Origin of the sequence: Candidatus Pelagibacter sp. HIMB1321, from assembly GCF_900177485.1 — a bacterium.
Taxonomy (GTDB): Bacteria; Pseudomonadota; Alphaproteobacteria; order Pelagibacterales; family Pelagibacteraceae; genus Pelagibacter.
This window is the reverse complement of the sequence record NZ_LT840186.1, coordinates 399,372-417,077: the sequence shown is the minus strand read 5'-3', so window position 1 is coordinate 417,077 and position 17,706 is coordinate 399,372. Positions and strand designations below refer to the sequence as shown.

The following is a 17,706-nucleotide window of genomic DNA, read 5'->3' as shown; positions in this document are numbered from 1 at the left end:
TTCAAATTCTAACTAAATTAATGTTAGTGAAAGGTTTTTTACCAGTTTTATCTTTTGAAAACTTACGACAGCAAACTTTTAATGCATCAATTAAGTTATGTTCTTGTTGTTTACTTCCTATTTTAAAAGTCTTAACTGTTTTTTCAATTTCATCTTCAATACCATAAATAAATTCATCTCTGTCATCTATTGGCAATCCTCTAAAATTCAAAACAGGATTATTATGTATGTTGCCTTTTGGTGTTATTAGGATTGTTACCTCTAAATACCCATTAGCACTTAAATTTTTTCTATCTTTTATTGATTGAGCATCTTCATCAACACTTATATTTCCATCTAAATATAATCTGCCACTTGGAGCTTTATCATATACCTCAGGTTTGTCTCCAGGATATAACCTAACAATATCTCCATTTTCAACTTGAACTGGATTAGGAACTTTCATTTCTTTTGCAAAATTAATGTGTTCAATCATGTGTCTATGCTCACCATGGACTGGTATTACACATTTCGGTTTTACCCACTGATACATATCTTTTAAATCTTCCCGATTTGGATGACCAGATACATGAATAAACTCTGTTTCTTCAGAAATTACTTCAATGCCATCTTTTACTAATTGGTTATGTAATTTGTATAATTTTTTTTCATTTCCAGGAATAATTTTTGAGGAAAAAATGACTGCATCTCCTTTTTCTATAAAAACATCTGGATGAGTGTAACTAGAAATTCTCATCATAGCGCCCATTGGTTCACCTTGACTACCTGTACATAGATATACAATTTTTTCTCTTGAAAATTTTTTAGCTTCTCTGGGATCGATCGGTTCAATGGTATCCTTTAAATAACCACATTGTCTTGCAGCTTTATAAATTCGATGCATGGATCTACCCACTAGAGAAATTTGTCTTCCTGTTTTTTCTGCACAATAAAAGGCTGTTGCCATTCTTGCTACATTTGATGCAAATGATGTGATAATTATTCTTTTATTTAGCCTACTCATTACATTTAAAAGATTTTTTCTAACATCAGACTCTGAACCAGATCTTCCAGCGCTAAAAACATTAGTAGAGTCGCAAATCATTGCAAGTACACCCTCTTCGCCTATCTCTTTCAATCTTTGAGCATTAATATTTTCACCAATTAATGGATTGGGATCTACTTTCCAATCACCTGTGTGCAGGATAACACCGGCTGGTGTCTTTATTCTTAGTCCGTTAGGTTCTAAAATCGAATGAGTTAAAGTAATATATTCAATATCAAAAGGTTCTAGTTTTACTGTTCCATTTAGCTCAACAATCTTAAGGTCATTTGTAATATCAATATGTTTTTCTTTAAATTTTTCTCTGATTAGAACAGCTGTAAAAGGTGTTGCAAAGATTTTACATTTTAGTTTAGGCCATAAATGAGCAATGGCTCCAATATGGTCTTCATGAGCGTGTGTTAAAACTATACCTAATAAATTATCTTTTCTCTCAACAATAAAACCTGGATCAGGATATATTAAATCAACACCTGGAATAGTATCATCGGCAAAAGTTACACCAATATCAACCATAACCCACTTATGGTCACCTGTTTGACCATAACCAAATAAATTCATATTCATACCTATTTCACCAGATCCACCTAAAGGACAAAAAAGTAGCTCGTCTTTCATTATTATAAAATTTCTAAAGTTTTTATTAAACCTTTGATAGTTATGTTTTTGTCTATTTTTACTTTCGTTTTAATAGGACTTTTAATTAATTCTGCAAAACCTCCTGTGATTATTATGTCAAAAGGTTTTCTTACTTCTTTCTTAATTAAATTAATAATATTGTCAATCAAACCAGCATATCCCCAAAAAAAACCTGATCTTACCGCTGAGACAGTATCTACACCAATGACTTTTTTTATATTTATCAAATTAATTTTTGGAATTAGGCTTGCTCTATCAGAAAGAGTATTTAATGATAATTTAATACCAGGTGCGATAATACCACCTCTATATGATTTATTGATTAATACATCAAATGTAGTAGCTGTTCCTAAATCTATAATAATGTAGTTTTTGTTATTATTAATTAAGCTAATTGCATTAGCTAACCTATCAGATCCAACTTGCTTATAATTTACTTTAATGTCAATTAATGTCGACAATTTCAATTCTTTAATTTCATAACACTTAATTTTGGTTTGTTTATTTAAAAAATTTTTGACTAGCTTAAAAGTACTTGGAACAACACTACAAAATAATATTTTTTCTATTCTTAAAAAATATCTATTAATTTTTTTAAAATTATGTGAAATTTTTTTTAATGAAATCTTATTATTTGGAAAGCTAATTTTTTGAATAATCTTTTTATTATTATTTAATAAACAAATTTTAATTTCAGAATTTCCTATATCTCCAATTAAATACATTGATTATTTATTTCTAAAATAATTATAAAACTTTTTTTCAAAATTAAATTTCAATAACTTTTCTACATCATTTTTTTTGATATTCTTACCTGTAATTTCACAAAGATTTGTGGTTGGATAATCTAAAATCACAGGGTTTTTTAAGATATTGATGCCTATACCAATAACTAAAAACTTATTTTCTTTTTTATAGATTGTCTCTTGTAATATTCCACAAATTTTCTTTCCATTTATCAATAAATCATTTGGTTCCTTAAAGAGAATTTTTTTTTTATAAAAATTTGAGATAGTTTTTTTAACCAAATTAGAGTTTAATTTTGTTAATTTCTTTAATGATAAATCTATTTTATCAAGATTATAGAAAAAACTTACAAATAAATTACCTTTAATAGATATCCATTTACGACCATATTGTCCTTTACCTTTGCTCTGTAAATCAGCCACTATCATTCCATAATTCAGTTTTGTTTTTTTTAGAATATTGATTGCGGTAAGGTTAGTACTGTTTACTTTTTTAAAAATAAATTTCTTAAATTTCATCAAATGAAATTAATTCTTGAAACTATTTCAACAAGCTGACTAGGTGAAATAAAGTAAAAAAGAATTAATATAGTTGATAAAATGAGAGAAAATTTTAACCAAGGACTATGATCATGATCATATTTTTCTTTTTCAGGATCAAAATAAATAATTTTAATTATTCTTAAATAATAAAAAGCAGCTATGACTGTAGATAATAATCCAACTATAGCTAAAAAATACATTGATTGTTCTATCACTGCCTTGAAAACATAAAACTTTGCAAAGAAGCCTGCAAGTGGTGGTATTCCTGCTAATGAAAATAGGATAACTAAAAGTGAAAAAGATAATATTGGATGGTTTTTTGATAAGCCTGAAAGATCATCTATACTTTCATAATAACTATCATTTCTTCTCAGCATTAATAAGCAAGAAAAAAGACCTAGATTCATTAAAACATAGATAGTTAAGTAAATAACAGAACTTTGAATACCATCATTAGTTGCTGATGCTACACCCGCTAAAGCATATCCAATATGACCAATTGAACTATAAGCAATAAGTCTTTTTATGTTTTTTTGTCCAATAGCTGCTATTGCACCAAACAACATCGAAGCTATTGATAAAAATACTAAGATTGTTTGCCATTGATCTATTAGATTTAAAAAAGGTACATATAAAAATCTTATAAATACAGTTAAAGCAGCAATTTTTGGTACCATAGTGAAGAATAATGTAACAGTTGTGGGTGAACCCTCGTAGACATCAGGTGCCCACATATGAAATGGCACTGCTGATATTTTAAAGGCTAAACCAACTAAAATAAAAACAATTCCAAAAGTTAATGCGTAGTCTGAAGAATTAAGTTGTGAAGCAATAATTTCAAAATTTGTTGATCCTGAAAATCCATAAATTAATGAACATCCATATAATAAAAGTCCTGAAGAAAGTGCACTTAAAACAAAATATTTTAATCCAGCTTCAGAAGATTTAAGATTGTTTCTATTGAACGTAGCTAAAACATACAGAGCTAAAGATTGTAACTCTAAACCCATATAAAAAATAATTAAATCATTTGAGCTTATCATTACCATCATTCCTAAAACTGAGCTTAAAATTAAAATTGGATATTCAATTTTTGAAATTTTAAAATCATCTAAATATTTTTTTGAGATTGCTAAAACTATAAATGCAGCTAACAAAGTAATTATCTTCATAAATGATGAAAGATAATCAATTATTATACTATTATTAAATAAATATGTTTCTTGGATATTTATAGTTTCATTAAAAACAATTATACTTGTTATTAACAAAACCATTAATGTCAAATTATGAATTAATCCAAAACTATTTTTTTTGAATACACCAAGCACTAATAAAAACATTATTGTTAAAGAGACGAATATTTCTGGTATTATTAAGTTTAGGTTTTCCATTTTATTTATTAATTAAATTTGAATTATACATTTCTATAAGATCATTTATTGATACTTCAATAGTATTAAACAAAGGTTCGGGATAGAAACCAAAAAATAAAGTTGGTATTGCTAAACTAATCAAAATAAAATATTCCGATTTATCAAGATCTGATAATTTGTTTAAATCATCATTTACTAGTTTTCCAAATACAACTCTTTTATATAACCATAACATATAGGCAGCACCTAAAATCACCCCTAAACTAGCAACAAAAGCAACCAAAAAGTTGTCTTTAAAAGCACCCATCAAAATTAAAAATTCTCCAATGAAACCACTTGTACCTGGCAATCCAAGAGCGGCTAAAGTAAATAACATAAATAAAACTGAATATTTTGGAACAATCGAAACAATTCCACCGTATGTACTTATCAGCCTTGAATGCATTCGGTCATAGACTACTCCAACACATAAAAACAGGGCAGCAGATACAAGACCATGACTTATCATCTGAATTATACTACCTTCAATACCTTGTTGTTGAATTGTAAAAATTCCAAGTGTTACAAAACCCATATGGGCAACAGAAGAGTATGCAATTAATTTTTTCATATCTTCTTGCATTAAAGCGATAAGTGAAGTGAAAATTATAGCAATAAGGCTTAATACATAAATTAATGGGGTAAACAAATCTGAAGCAATTGGAAATAATCCAAGTGAAAATCTAATAAAACCATATCCAGCCATCTTTAATAAAATTGCAGCTAATAAAACAGAACCTGCTGTTGGTGCTTCAACATGAGCATCAGGAAGCCAAGTATGTACTGGCCACATTGGGGTTTTTACTGCAAATGAACTGAAAAAAGCTAACCACAAAAGATTTTGATATTTAGGGTCAATTCCAAGTTGATAAAGTTTTTCAACATCTGTTGTTCCTGCAATCCAGTAAATTGAGATTATTGCAACAAGCATCAATACAGATCCTAGAAGTGTGTATAAGAAAAACTTAAATGCGGAATAAACCCTTTTAGGACCTCCCCATATACCAATTATTAAAAACATTGGGATTAATCCAGCTTCAAAAAACAAATAAAAAATTACTAAATCTAATGAACAAAAAACTCCAATCATAAAAGATTCCATTATTAAAATTGCAATAAGAAAATCTCTTAATCTTTTTTTGACACTATTATTTACTGAAATTATGCATAGTGGCGTTATGAAAGCTGTTAGCACCACAAATAGAATTGATATTCCGTCCACACCCACTTTATAGTTTACAATACCAATTAACCATTCTCTATCTTCTACAAATTGGAATGCTGAAGTTGTTGGGTCAAATAAATACCAAAGGTAAATTGATAGCAAGAAATTTACAATAGATGTAAATAGTGCAACATATTTAATTGTAGAGTTATTTTGATCATTAGATTTTGAAAATATTAAAAATAAAGAACCAATTGTTGGTAAGAGTATTAATGCTGATATAATTGGAAAATTCATTATTTAATAATTAAAAAAGTTAGTAATGCAGAAAAGCCAAGTAACATTATAAAAGCATATTGATATACATACCCGCTTTGAAATTTATTAGCTTTCATTGAAAATTTTTTAATCAGGGATGATATTCCATCTGGACCAAAACCATCAATTATTCTTATATCGAAAAACTTCCAGAGAAATAATCCAATATTTTTCGAAGTTTTGATGAATAAAGTTTCATACAATTCATCAAAGTACCATTTGTTAACTAAAAAGTTATATAGTGGTTTATTAATCTTAACTATTGAATTTGGTAAATCTTTATTTTTTACAAATAAATAATAAGAAATTGGTATGGACAAACATACCAAAGTTGGTGTTAATAACAAAAACCACGTAGGAGGATGTTCTTTACTTAAAGGTTCTAAGAAAAAAATTGCATCTCCCCAAAAAACTGCATCTAAAAATAGTCCTTTAAAAGTATAGCCTGCCAAAACTGCACCAATTGATAAAATAATGAGGGGTAACAGCATTACTAGTGGTGATTCATGCGTTTCCTCTATCTTGATGTCTTTATTATTATATGTGCCGTGGAAAGTTTTAAATATTAATCTCCATGAATAAATAGAAGTTAAAAACGCTGTAAAAATTCCTATACCAGCAGCATAATACCCTGCCGTATTATCTCTTAAGTATGCAAATTCAATAATTGCATCTTTAGAATAAAATCCAGATAATAATGGAAATCCTGTGAGAGCTAATGTTCCTATAATCATTAAAACATATGTGTAAGGAAGTTTTTTCCAAACTCCTCCCATAGAGTTTATATTTTGCTCATCTTTGAAAGCATGTATCACAGAACCTGATCCTAAAAAAAGGAGTGCTTTAAAAAAAGCGTGAGTAAATAAATGAAACACTGCAATATTGTACGCCCCTACTCCTGCAGCAAAAAACATGTAACCAAGTTGACTGCATGTTGAATACGCGATAATTTTTTTTATATCTGTTTGAACCAAGGCTACTGATGCAGCAAATATTGCAGTAGTCATGCCAACAATAGTGATGAGATTTAAAGCTAGTTCAGAGAATTCATAAATGGGAGAACATCTTACTACTAAAAATACTCCAGCTGTGACCATTGTAGCAGCGTGGATTAGAGCTGATACGGGTGTAGGTCCTTCCATAGCGTCGGGCAACCAGGTATGAAGTAAAATCTGAGCCGATTTTCCCATAGCTCCGACAAACAATAACAAACATATCAAATCAATTGAATTTACTTCAAACCCTAAAAAATTTAATTTTTTATCAACAATTGTTGGAATTTGCTGAAAAACTTCATCATAATTTACTGTTCCAAATAAATAAAAAATTAGAAATATTCCTAAGGCAAATCCAAAATCCCCTACTCGGTTTACAACAAATGCTTTTATTGCAGCAGCATTTGCAGTTTCTTTTTTAAACCAAAAACCAATTAAAAAATAAGAACATAATCCAACACCTTCCCATCCAAAAAATAGTTGAATAAAATTATCCGAAGTTACAAGCATAAGCATTGCGAATGTGAATAAAGATAAATAAGCCATAAATCTTGGTTTATGAGGATCATGAGACATATATCCGATTGAATAAACATGCACTAAGGCAGAAACTGTAGTTACAACCACTAGCATTACAGCGGATAAAGAGTCAATTTTCATCGACCAGTTTACATCTAAGGTTCCAGAATTAATCCAAGTCGCAATTATAATATTGTCTTCATATTGATTAAAAATAACATTGTAAAAAACTACAATTGACAAAATTGCTGACATTGAAACTAGTAAACTTGTAACAATTTCTGAGTTTCTATCTCCAATATACTTTCCAAAAAAGCCTGAAATTATTGAAGCAACTAAAGGTAAACTAATAATTGATAATTCCATTTTAACCTTTTAATTTATCGATTTCTTCAACTCGAATAGTTCCAGCATTTCTATAGTAAACTACAATAATTGCTAAACCGATTGCAGCTTCAGCCGCAGCAACAGTCAAAATAAATAGCGTAAATACTTGTCCTGCAAGATTATCTAAATAGATTGAAAATGATACGAGGTTAATATTTACTGCTAATAAGATTAATTCAATACTCATAAGCACCACTATTATATTTTTTCTATTTAAAAAAATCCCAACTACACCGATGGTAAATATTATTGCACCAAGAGTTAAATAATGTCCTAAACCAATATCAATCATCTACACGAACTCCTTTATTTGACTGAACGTCTAAAACTTGTACACCTTCAGATCTTTCTCTTGAAATTTGTTTGATATAATTTTGTTTTTTAACACCTTCACGTTGACGAAATGTAAGAACAATAGCACCAATCATTGCAACTAATAAAATCATTCCACTTATTTGGAACACATGTATGTAATCAGTATAAAGAATTTGACCTAAAGAATGTGTATTACTGATAGTTTCTGTTGCAGATATTTTTGCACTATCAAATAACTCAGGTTTATATTGCCATCCACTAATAACAATTATCAATTCAAAAAATATAATTGTACTAATAATTAATCCGATAGGTATGTGGCCTGAGCTTTCGGCAGACAAAAACCACTGATTTTTTTGTTGTGCAACATTCAGCATCATGACTACAAATAAAAATAAAACAGCAACAGCACCTACATAAACAATCAGCATAATCATTCCTAAAAATTCAGCACCAATCATAATAAAAAGACAGGAAATGCTTATAAAATCTAATATTAAAAAAAATACTGAATGCACAGTATTTCTAGAAACAGTCACCATTATTGCTGAAATAATTGCTATTGAAGAAAAAATATAAAAAAAAATTGCGTGAGCCATATTTCTTATCTATGTGGGTTATCAGCTTTTATGTTAGCAGCCAAAATGTTTTCCCATCTATCTCCATTATCTAATAATTTTTCTTTGGTGTAATAAAGTTCTTCACGTGTTTCTGTTGAAAATTCAAAATTAGGACCTTGAACAATAGCATCTACAGGACAAGCTTCTTCACACAAGCCACAATAAATACATTTCATCATATCAATATCATAACGAGTAGTTTTTCTACTACCATCTGCACGTTCTGATGATTCAATGGTAATTGCTTGAGCGGGACATACAGCTTCACATAACTTACATGCTATACATCTTTCCTCACCATTAGGATATCTTCTTAAAGCATGTTCTCCTCTAAATCTTGGGCTAATTTTTCCTTTTTCAAATGGGTAATTAATTGTTTTTTTTGATTTAAAAACCTCTTTGATAGCAATCATTAGACCACTTAGAAAATCCATCATAAATATTGTTTTAAGGAATCTTGATAGTTTCATTTAATTGATTGGTAATAGATTAAAATAAAATAAAAAACTTGCTGTTAAGACAACCCAAGTTAAAGACAAAGGTAAAAAAATTTTCCATCCAAGTCTCATTAATTGGTCATATCTATATCTTGGGACAATTGCTTTCACCAAAGCAAACAATATGAATAAAAATATAATTTTAAAAATTAACCAGAAAGCTCCAGGTATTAAATTAAATGGATATAAATCTATTGGAGATAACCAGCCACCTAGAAATAGAATTGAACCCATTGCACACATCAAAAGAATATTTGCATATTCACCTAACCAAAACATTGCATACATCATGCCTGAATATTCAGTCTGATAACCAGCGACTAATTCAGCTTCAGCTTCAGGTAAATCAAATGGAGGTCTATTAGTTTCAGCTAATGCAGATATAAAAAATATTACAAACATTGGAAAAAGAGGAATGACAAACCACATATTTTGTTGTGCTATAACTATGTCATTAAGATTTAAAGACCCAACACACAAAAGAACATTTATTATAATTATACCAATTGAAACCTCGTATGATACCATTTGTGCAGCTGATCTGATGGCTCCTAAAAATGGATATTTAGAATTAGATGCCCAACCACCCATTATAATTCCATAAACACCTAAAGAAGAAACTGCAAATAAATACAATATACCGACATTAATATTTGCAAGAACTTGTGTTTCACTAAAAGGGATCACAGCCCAAGCAATTAATGCTAAAGTCATTGTAACAATCGGAGCTAATATAAAAATAACTTTATTAGAACTTGCAGGGATGATTATTTCTTTAAATATATACTTTAAGGCATCCGCTAAAGATTGTAATAGACCAAAAGGACCAACAACATTTGGACCTTGTCGTTTCTGAACAAAGGCCCAAACCCTTCTATCTAACCATACAATCATAGCAACAGAAACAAGGACTGGTACAAGTAAAAATAAGATTTTGTATACTTCTTGAAAGATAATGTTTAAGTAATCCATTTTTAGCCGTCTGTGCCTGTTTTTTGGGTTTCTAATTTTGAATTGTAACAATCAAGCATGGTCTTAGATGATCTTGCTACAACATTTGAAAAATAATAGTCTTTGTAAGATACAATTAAATTTTCATTACTTGGAGATTTACTAGAAATTTTTCTTTGATTAACTAAAGTTTTGTTATCTTTTTGTAAGTTTATAAAATTAAACATGCTGCTTTCCAGTTCATCTTTATCATTAAATAATTTTCTATTATTCATAAATTCAGCTAAATCATTGATGATTTGCCAATCTTCTTTTGCGTCACCTGGAGGGTAAGAAGCTTTAAAAGCTTTTTGCACCTTGCCTTCTAAGTTTGTAAAGTATCCATTCTGTTCTGTGTAAGCTGCACCAGGTAAAATGATATCAGCTATTTCTGCGCCTTTATCGCCATGACTACCTTGATAAATTATAAATTCATCTTTTTTATCAAAATTTAAATTATCTTGTCCTAATAAATAAATAATTTCAAATTTATTAGATTTTAAATCATCAAAAATATTTCCATTTTCATTTATAATTTTTAAGTCTAAACTTCCAACTGTTGAGGCGTCATTCGTAAGCTTATTTAATGAGTTCCATTCATTATTAATTTTGTTATTTTTGTTAAGTAAATCCTTTATTAGATTAAATAAATAATCTGCAGATTCTAATTTAAAGAATGATTCTCCTAGAATAAACAAAGGTTTTTGAGCGTTTATAATTTCCTTAGTGAAATCGTTTTTACCTTCACAAATATTAATCAATGTTTTCGTTTGTCCATCAAGAGATTGATATGGATATGTTAAATCACCTACATCAGAAAGTGATAAAATTTTTGTTGAATTATTTATAAATGATTTTCTAATTCTAGCATTTAAAATTGTTGCCTCAAATCTTGGATTGGCTCCAATTAAAAAAATTAAATCAGATTCTTCTATGCCATTAATCTTTGAATTAAATAAATAATTAGATCTTTCACTTAGATCTGTATAATTTTTAGTTGGTCTACAATCATAATTATTATTATCTAAAGTTCTGTCAAAAAATTCTTTAAAAATATAGCCAGTTTCCATATTTGTTAAATCACCAACAAATCCTGCAATTTTTTCTTTATGTGTATCTAATATTTTTGATTTTATAATTTTAAAAACCTCTTCCCAAGAAGCCTTTTCAAATTTTCCATTGTATTTAATAAACGGTGTGTCTAATCTTTGATTTGAAAGTCCATCACACGCATATCTAGTTTTATCTGAAATCCATTCTTCATTAATGTCCTCGTTTATTAATGGTAATACTCTCTTTACTTCCCACCCGTATGTATCAACTCTTATATTTGATCCAACAGCATCCATTACATCAATAGATTCTGTTTTTTTAAGTTCCCACGGTCTAGCTTCAAAAACATACGGTTTAGAAGTTAGTGCACCAACCGGACAAAGATCTATAACATTTCCAGATAACTCTGATTGAATTGATTGCTCTAAATAAGTGGTTATTTGCATATCCTCACCTCTACCAATTGCCCCGAGTTCTGGTGCCCCAGCTATTTCAGTTGCAAATCGAATACATCTAGTGCAATGGATGCATCTTGTCATTTGAGTTTTGATTAATGGCCCCATATTTTTATCAGGCACGGATCTTTTATTCTCTTTAAATCTGGATTTATCAATTCCATAATACATAGATTGATCTTGAAGATCACATTCACCACCTTGGTCACAGACAGGACAATCTAGAGGATGATTAGCTAACAAAAATTCCATTACTCCCTTTCTTGATTTTTCAATTTTAGGAGTGTTAGTTTTTATAACCATGCCGTCAGCTGCTGGCATAGCGCAAGATGCAATAGGTTTTGGGGATTTTTCCATTTCAACTAAACACATTCTACAATTACCAGCTATTGATAATTTTTCGTGATAACAGAATCTTGGTATCTCAACTCCTGCTTTTTCACAGGCTTGTAAGACGGTAAGACCCTCTTCTACTTCCACCTCAATTTCATTTACTTTTAATTTAAGCATTTTTATCCAATAAATGTTGATCAACTAAATAAGGAATATTTTTCTCTTTTTTAATAATTGGATCAAACTTGTTTCTTTTTTTTATTTCATCAGAAAAATGTCTTAATAAACCTTGTACTGGCCAAGAAGAGCCTTCTCCAAAGGCACAAATTGTATGTCCCTCAACTTGTTTTGTTACATCCATTAACATATCAACTTCATCTCTCGAAGCTTCACCTTGAGCCATTCTTTCTAACATTCTCCACATCCATCCAGAACCCTCTCTACAAGGAGTACATTGACCACAGCTTTCATGTTTATAAAATCTAGCAATTCTTGCCATGCATTTAATTATGTCTTGATCTTTATTAATGACAACAATACCAGCTGTTCCTAAGCCACTTTTTTCTGCCGTTAATGAATCGAAATCCATCGTAATTGTATCACAAGTTTTTTTTGGCAATAAAGGCATTGAAGATCCACCTGGTATTACAGCCTGTAAATTATCCCAGCCACCTATGACACCACCAGCATGATTTTCTATTAAATCTTTCAATGGTACACCCATTTCTTCTTCTACATTGCATGGATTATTTACGTTTCCTGAAATACAAAAAATTTTGGTACCAGTGTTTTTTGGTTTTCCTAATTTAGAAAACCAATCTCCACCTCTTCTTAAAATCGTTGGAACAACAGCGATAGTTTCAACATTATTAATAATCGTAGGGCAACCATATAATCCTATTAGTGCTGGAAATGGAGGTTTTAACCTAGGCTGACCTTTTTTACCTTCTAAGCTCTCAAGTAAAGCTGTTTCTTCACCGCAAATATATGCCCCTGCACCATAGTGAATAAAGATATCGAAATCCCAGCCTGTACCAGAGGCATTTTTTCCAATTACATTATTTTTATACGCTTCATCTATAGCTTTTTGAAGTTTTTGACCTTCATTATAATATTCTCCACGAATATAAACATAACAAACATGTGCGTTAACAGCATACGATGCTATTAAACAACCCTCTATTAATTTATGAGGTTCAAATCTTAAAATATCTCTATCTTTACAAGTTCCAGGTTCAGACTCATCAGCATTAATAACTAAATAATGTGGTCTTGAACCAACTTCTTTTGGTGCAAAAGACCACTTAAGTCCAGTTGGAAAACCAGCACCACCTCTACCTCTTAATTCTGATAGTTTAATTTCATTTATTATCCAATCTCTACCCTTGTTACAAAGTTCTTTAGTATTAGACCAATCTCCTCTTTTTCTTGCAGACTCTAAGTCAGCACCTAAATCATTATATAAATTTTTAAATATTCTATCTTTATCGTTAAGCATTTTTTACATCCAAAAGTGTTTTTCGATTATTTTCGGGCTCTGAATTTAATCTTCCCCTATAAGAGCCTGGCTCAGGTTTATTTCCAGAAGTAAGTTGTTCTAATATCTTTAAAGCTTTTTCTTTATCAAGATCTTCATAATAATCGTCATTAATTTGCATCATTGGAGCATTGATACATGCACCTAAACATTCAACTTCCATCCAAGAACAATTTTTCTCTTTAATAAATTCATTTTCATTTTCTGAAATCTTTTCCTTACAAGCTTCAACTAATTTGTAAGCACCCCTGATCATGCAAGGTGTAGTAGTACATACTTGCACGAAATTTTTACCAACAGGGGTTAAATTGTACATTGTATAAAACGTGGCTACTTCATAAACTTTTACATAAGGCATGTTCAAAATTTTACCTATATGCTTCATGGCTGATAAAGGGATCCAATTATCATTTTGTTTTTGTGCTAAATATAATAAAGACATAACAGCGCTTTGTTGTTTACCGTCTGGATACTTTTGAATAATTTTATTTGCCTCATCTAAATTTTCTTTAGTGAATTCAAAATTTTCTGGCTGTTCTTTTGAGATTTTTCTTAGTGTCATCTGTCAACCTCTCCAAAAACTATATCTAGAGAACCTAAAACTGCAGGTACATCAGCTAACATATGACCTTTAATTAAATAATCCATTGATTGTAAATGAGAGAAACCAGGTGCTCTAATTTTACATTTGTAGGGTTTGCTTGTTCCATCTGAAATTAAATAAACTCCAAACTCACCTTTTGGTGCTTCAACAGCTGTGTAAATTTCATCTTTTGGAACTCTGTACCCTTCAGTAAATAATTTAAAATGATGAATTAGAGCTTCCATAGATTGTTTTAATTCTTTTTTAGGTGGAGGACTTATCTTGCCATCTAAAGATTTGATTGGACCTTTTTCCATTTTTTGAAGACATTGCTTGATAATAGAAACACTTTCTTTCATTTCTTCAATCCTGCATAAATATCGGTCATAACAATCACCATTTTTTCCAACAGGGATTTTAAAATCCAATTGTTCATAACAATCATATGGTTGAGATTTTCTTAGATCCCATGGGACACCTGAACCTCTAATCATTACTCCAGTGAAAGAATAGTCTAGTGCGTCTTCTTTTGTTACAACACCTATATCTACATTTCTTTGTTTAAAAATTCTATTATCTGTAAGAAGATTTTCTAAATCATTAATTATTTTAGGAAATGTTTCACAGAATTTAAAAATATCTTCCTCTAAACCAGATGGAAGATCTTGATGAACTCCACCTGCTCTAAAATAATTTGCATGTAGCCTTGAACCAGAGGCTCTCTCATAAAATGTCATTAATGTTTCACGCTCTTCAAATCCCCACAAAGATGGCGTAAGTGCACCAACATCTAGAGCTTGTGTAGTGACATTTAATATGTGGCTTAATATTCTCCCAATCTCACAAAAAATTACTCTTATATATTGAGCTCTAATAGGTACCTCTATGTTTAAAATTTTTTCAATAGCTAATGCAAAAGCGTGTTCTTGATTCATTGGAGCTACATAATCTAACCTATCAAAATAAGGTACTGCCTGCATATATGTTTTATTTTCTATAAGTTTTTCAGTCCCTCTATGAAGTAAACCAATATGTGGATCTGCTTTTTCAACAACTTCGCCATCTAATTCCAAAATTAATCTTAAAACACCATGCGCAGCTGGATGTTGTGGACCAAAGTTTAGATTTAAATTTTTAATTTTTTTTGTCATTACTATCCGTTTGTTCTTTAATATATTTTGTTCCCTCCCAAGGACTCTCGTAATCAAAATTTCTATAATTCTGTTCTAATTTAACTGGTTCGTTAATTACTTTTTTTTGTTCCTCGCTATATCTAACCTCAGTGTGACCTGTTAAAGGAAAGTCTTTTCTTAATGGATGACCTTCAAACCCATAATCAGTTAAAATTCTTCTTAAATCTGGATGATCTTTGAAATTTATTCCATACATATCAAAAACTTCTCTCTCCATCCAATTTGCTGCTGGAAAAATATTTGTTAATGAACTTATGACTTCATTTTCATTGATACTATAACTTAAAACTATTCTTTGATTAAACTCATGACTTAATAACAAGTAAACAATTTTAAATCTTTGTGTTTCTTCCGGATAATCAACTGCAGTAATATCAATTAGTTGTTTAAATTTTGTATCTTTATTGGTTTTTAGAAAAAGAATGACATCAATTAAATCTTCTTTGTCAATTTCCAAATAAAGTTGGTTGTGTAAAATCTTAGAATTATCAATTTTTGTATTTAATTCTGAGTTAATTTTTTTTTCTAGTTCAATTAGTGTGTTCATTTAATTATCTATTGAAAGAACCTTTGTTTCTAATTTTTTTTTGTAATTGAAGTATCCCATAAAGCAATGCTTCGGCTGATGGGGGGCATCCTGGAACATATACATCTACAGGTACAATTCGATCACATCCTCTTACAACAGAGTAAGAATAATGATAATAGCCTCCTCCATTTGCGCAACTTCCCATTGAAATTACATATCTTGGTTCTGGCATTTGGTCATAAACTTTCCTTAAAGCTGGAGCCATTTTATTTGTAAGTGTTCCAGCAACTATCATCACATCAGATTGTCTTGGCGATCCACGTGGGGCAGCACCAAATCTTTCTAAATCATATCTTGGCATTGCTGTTTGCATCATTTCAACTGCACAACAAGCCAAACCAAAAGTCATCCAGTGCAATGAACCAGATCTTGACCAATTAATTAAATTATCAAGTGAGGTTGTAATAAAACCATTTTTACTGAAATCTTCGGCTAATTGTTTAAATTCATCAGGGACTTGTTCTAATTTATTATTCATAAGATTAATTTATTCCCAATCTAAAGCACCTTTTTTCCATTCATAAATGAAACCAATTGTAAGTATGAATAAAAAAATCATCATTGATACAAAACCTAATAAACCAATGTTACCAAGTGAAATCGCCCATGGAAAAAGAAATGCAATTTCTAAATCAAATATAATAAAAAGAATTGCTACAAGATAAAATCTCACATCAAACTCCATTCTTGAATCTTCAAAAGGTTCAAAACCACATTCATATGCTGATAATTTTTCTGGATCTGGGTTTTTTGGTGAAAGAATAAAATTTATAACAACAAAAGCACAGCTTAAACCTAGGGCAATTATTAAGAAAAGTATAATTGGTAAATATTCTTTTAAAAATTCAGGAAACATTATGAGTTATATATCAGTTTTTAATGAGTGATGAAGTGTAGTTAGGTCACATTATGATAAATATACACAACTTATAATGCTCTATTTTAAAGGAAAAATTATATTATGAAAGTGGCGGGAGTGAAGGGACTCGAACCCTCGACCTATCGCGTGACAGGCGATCGCTCTAACCAACTGAGCTACACCCCCACTTAAATTATTTTGGTGGGCAGTAAAGGACTCGAACCTTTGACCCCCTCGGTGTAAACGAGATGCTCTACCAACTGAGCTAACCGCCCTTTTGAATTTAATCCACCAAAACTACCGTGCTTTATAAATAATAAGCTACATTCGTCAATTAATTATTATCTACTAAATACGAGAACAATTCAAGAATCTTGATGTGCAAGTGTGCAAGAATTGAGTCTATTATAGAGGTACCAGACAGATCTCAAAATCCGAAAGTTTAATTGACCCCACCACCCCTTTTTTAAAATATGGTACCTAGTATTTACCCTATAATCTAAGTTAGAGACTCTTAGAGACGTTAAAAACTTATTCACACCATAGGAGTCCCAAGCTAAAAATTTTTTAAAAATTTTGCCACGAACGACTCAGCAAATGCTATAATATTTCAATGGCATGGTATCGAGGAACAGGAAAAGAAAATCACAGATCTGTATTTGAAAATATTGAATATGATAGATGTATTTTCTGCAACAATGACCGGACTGAAATTGCAAAAAGAGACTTCACAATAGTATTCTCAGAATTTGAGCATAACACCGGCAGTATATGTAAGAGCTGTTATCATGCTAATGCTAAAATGGTTAAAGCCGTATGATAGAATTTATTGGAGTCTTATTTACTCCGGTTGTTTATTTATTAGATTTTGTATTCAATACGTTAGGGACAATTTTAGGTTTTATAATAATTA

18 protein-coding genes and 2 tRNA genes are annotated in these 17,706 nt (G+C 30.2%); 1 reads left to right on the top strand and 19 read right to left on the bottom strand.

Annotated elements, in window-relative coordinates; translation table 11 throughout:
* Position 1: 1 nt before the first annotated feature.
* From B9N70_RS02245 to B9N70_RS02155, 19 genes are all read right to left on the bottom strand, one after another.
* On the bottom strand, positions 2-1,660 hold the full coding sequence (locus tag B9N70_RS02245; protein ID WP_085114186.1) for a ribonuclease J: 1,659 nt from the start codon (positions 1,658-1,660) through the stop codon (positions 2-4).
* Positions 1,661-1,662: 2 nt separating this feature from the next.
* The gene (locus B9N70_RS02240) at positions 1,663-2,406 is read right to left on the bottom strand and encodes a type III pantothenate kinase (protein ID WP_085114185.1); all 744 of its coding nucleotides are present in this window, start codon (positions 2,404-2,406) and stop codon (positions 1,663-1,665) included.
* A 3-nt stretch (positions 2,407-2,409) separates the two neighbouring features.
* A complete protein-coding gene (locus tag B9N70_RS02235; RefSeq protein WP_085114184.1) occupies positions 2,410-2,946 on the bottom strand; it encodes a biotin--[acetyl-CoA-carboxylase] ligase in 537 nt (178 codons plus the stop codon).
* Complete coding sequence (gene nuoN / locus B9N70_RS02230) at positions 2,946-4,364, bottom strand: NADH-quinone oxidoreductase subunit NuoN (protein ID WP_085114183.1); 1,419 nt, start codon at positions 4,362-4,364, stop codon at positions 2,946-2,948. Before nuoN ends, B9N70_RS02235 begins: the two co-directional genes overlap by 1 nt.
* A 1-nt stretch (position 4,365) precedes the next feature.
* Positions 4,366-5,847 (bottom strand): NADH-quinone oxidoreductase subunit M, encoded by a 1,482-nt coding sequence (locus tag B9N70_RS02225; RefSeq protein ID WP_085114182.1) that lies wholly within the window; start codon positions 5,845-5,847, stop codon positions 4,366-4,368.
* Positions 5,847-7,748, bottom strand: coding sequence for an NADH-quinone oxidoreductase subunit L (gene nuoL / locus B9N70_RS02220; protein WP_085114181.1), 1,902 nt, complete (start codon positions 7,746-7,748; stop codon positions 5,847-5,849). The genes B9N70_RS02225 and nuoL overlap by 1 nt, the downstream gene beginning before the upstream one ends.
* Position 7,749: 1 nt before the next feature.
* The gene (gene nuoK / locus B9N70_RS02215) at positions 7,750-8,061 is read right to left on the bottom strand and encodes an NADH-quinone oxidoreductase subunit NuoK (RefSeq protein ID WP_085114180.1); all 312 of its coding nucleotides are present in this window, start codon (positions 8,059-8,061) and stop codon (positions 7,750-7,752) included.
* Complete coding sequence (locus B9N70_RS02210; protein ID WP_085114179.1) at positions 8,054-8,683, bottom strand: NADH-quinone oxidoreductase subunit J; 630 nt, start codon at positions 8,681-8,683, stop codon at positions 8,054-8,056. Before B9N70_RS02210 ends, nuoK begins: the two co-directional genes overlap by 8 nt.
* A 5-nt stretch (positions 8,684-8,688) precedes the next feature.
* Complete coding sequence (gene nuoI / locus B9N70_RS02205; RefSeq protein WP_085114178.1) at positions 8,689-9,174, bottom strand: NADH-quinone oxidoreductase subunit NuoI; 486 nt, start codon at positions 9,172-9,174, stop codon at positions 8,689-8,691.
* The gene (nuoH, locus tag B9N70_RS02200) at positions 9,175-10,173 is read right to left on the bottom strand and encodes an NADH-quinone oxidoreductase subunit NuoH (RefSeq protein WP_085114177.1); all 999 of its coding nucleotides are present in this window, start codon (positions 10,171-10,173) and stop codon (positions 9,175-9,177) included.
* Between the two features lie 2 nt (positions 10,174-10,175).
* A complete protein-coding gene (nuoG, locus tag B9N70_RS02195; protein WP_085115114.1) occupies positions 10,176-12,209 on the bottom strand; it encodes an NADH-quinone oxidoreductase subunit NuoG in 2,034 nt (677 codons plus the stop codon).
* The gene (nuoF, locus tag B9N70_RS02190; protein WP_085114176.1) at positions 12,202-13,530 is read right to left on the bottom strand and encodes an NADH-quinone oxidoreductase subunit NuoF; all 1,329 of its coding nucleotides are present in this window, start codon (positions 13,528-13,530) and stop codon (positions 12,202-12,204) included. Before nuoF ends, nuoG begins: the two co-directional genes overlap by 8 nt.
* Positions 13,523-14,131, bottom strand: a complete 609-nt coding sequence (gene nuoE / locus B9N70_RS02185; RefSeq protein ID WP_085114175.1) for an NADH-quinone oxidoreductase subunit NuoE — start codon at positions 14,129-14,131, stop codon at positions 13,523-13,525. Before nuoE ends, nuoF begins: the two co-directional genes overlap by 8 nt.
* On the bottom strand, positions 14,128-15,303 hold the full coding sequence (locus B9N70_RS02180) for an NADH-quinone oxidoreductase subunit D (RefSeq protein WP_085114174.1): 1,176 nt from the start codon (positions 15,301-15,303) through the stop codon (positions 14,128-14,130). Before B9N70_RS02180 ends, nuoE begins: the two co-directional genes overlap by 4 nt.
* Complete coding sequence (locus B9N70_RS02175; RefSeq protein WP_085114173.1) at positions 15,287-15,892, bottom strand: NADH-quinone oxidoreductase subunit C; 606 nt, start codon at positions 15,890-15,892, stop codon at positions 15,287-15,289. Before B9N70_RS02175 ends, B9N70_RS02180 begins: the two co-directional genes overlap by 17 nt.
* 4 nt (positions 15,893-15,896) lie before the next feature.
* On the bottom strand, positions 15,897-16,412 hold the full coding sequence (locus tag B9N70_RS02170; protein WP_197684942.1) for a NuoB/complex I 20 kDa subunit family protein: 516 nt from the start codon (positions 16,410-16,412) through the stop codon (positions 15,897-15,899).
* A 9-nt stretch (positions 16,413-16,421) separates the two neighbouring features.
* Entirely contained in the window at positions 16,422-16,790 is a 369-nt protein-coding gene (locus B9N70_RS02165) for an NADH-quinone oxidoreductase subunit A (RefSeq protein ID WP_085114171.1), read from the bottom strand.
* A 112-nt stretch (positions 16,791-16,902) separates the two neighbouring features.
* Positions 16,903-16,979, bottom strand: a tRNA-Asp gene (locus tag B9N70_RS02160).
* A gap of 13 nt (positions 16,980-16,992) precedes the next feature.
* Positions 16,993-17,068 (bottom strand) — tRNA-Val (locus B9N70_RS02155).
* Between the two features lie 338 nt (positions 17,069-17,406).
* Here B9N70_RS02155 and B9N70_RS02150 point away from each other — a divergent pair.
* Positions 17,407-17,613 (top strand): hypothetical protein, encoded by a 207-nt coding sequence (locus tag B9N70_RS02150; RefSeq protein ID WP_085114170.1) that lies wholly within the window; start codon positions 17,407-17,409, stop codon positions 17,611-17,613.
* Positions 17,614-17,706 lie beyond the last annotated feature (93 nt).

Bases quoted from the DNA above. Each gene is read 5' to 3' on its own strand.
- B9N70_RS02210 (WP_085114179.1), bottom strand. From the start codon at position 8,683: ATGGCTCACGCAATTTTTTTTTATATTTTTTCTTCAATAGCAATTATT.
- nuoK (WP_085114180.1), bottom strand. From the start codon at position 8,061: ATGATTGATATTGGTTTAGGACATTATTTAACTCTTGGTGCAATAATA.
- B9N70_RS02240 (WP_085114185.1), bottom strand. From the start codon at position 2,406: ATGTATTTAATTGGAGATATAGGAAATTCTGAAATTAAAATTTGTTTA.
- B9N70_RS02175 (WP_085114173.1), bottom strand. From the start codon at position 15,892: ATGAACACACTAATTGAACTAGAAAAAAAAATTAACTCAGAATTAAAT.
- nuoN (WP_085114183.1), bottom strand. From the start codon at position 4,364: ATGGAAAACCTAAACTTAATAATACCAGAAATATTCGTCTCTTTAACA.
- B9N70_RS02180 (WP_085114174.1), bottom strand. From the start codon at position 15,303: ATGACAAAAAAAATTAAAAATTTAAATCTAAACTTTGGTCCACAACAT.
- nuoE (WP_085114175.1), bottom strand. From the start codon at position 14,131: ATGACACTAAGAAAAATCTCAAAAGAACAGCCAGAAAATTTTGAATTC.
- nuoF (WP_085114176.1), bottom strand. From the start codon at position 13,530: ATGCTTAACGATAAAGATAGAATATTTAAAAATTTATATAATGATTTA.
- B9N70_RS02235 (WP_085114184.1), bottom strand. From the start codon at position 2,946: ATGAAATTTAAGAAATTTATTTTTAAAAAAGTAAACAGTACTAACCTT.
- nuoG (WP_085115114.1), bottom strand. From the start codon at position 12,209: ATGCTTAAATTAAAAGTAAATGAAATTGAGGTGGAAGTAGAAGAGGGT.
- B9N70_RS02150 (WP_085114170.1), top strand. From the start codon at position 17,407: ATGGCATGGTATCGAGGAACAGGAAAAGAAAATCACAGATCTGTATTT.
- B9N70_RS02225 (WP_085114182.1), bottom strand. From the start codon at position 5,847: ATGAATTTTCCAATTATATCAGCATTAATACTCTTACCAACAATTGGT.
- B9N70_RS02170 (WP_197684942.1), bottom strand. From the start codon at position 16,412: ATGAATAATAAATTAGAACAAGTCCCTGATGAATTTAAACAATTAGCC.
- nuoH (WP_085114177.1), bottom strand. From the start codon at position 10,173: ATGGATTACTTAAACATTATCTTTCAAGAAGTATACAAAATCTTATTT.
- nuoL (WP_085114181.1), bottom strand. From the start codon at position 7,748: ATGGAATTATCAATTATTAGTTTACCTTTAGTTGCTTCAATAATTTCA.
- B9N70_RS02165 (WP_085114171.1), bottom strand. From the start codon at position 16,790: ATGTTTCCTGAATTTTTAAAAGAATATTTACCAATTATACTTTTCTTA.
- nuoI (WP_085114178.1), bottom strand. From the start codon at position 9,174: ATGAAACTATCAAGATTCCTTAAAACAATATTTATGATGGATTTTCTA.
- B9N70_RS02245 (WP_085114186.1), bottom strand. From the start codon at position 1,660: ATGAAAGACGAGCTACTTTTTTGTCCTTTAGGTGGATCTGGTGAAATA.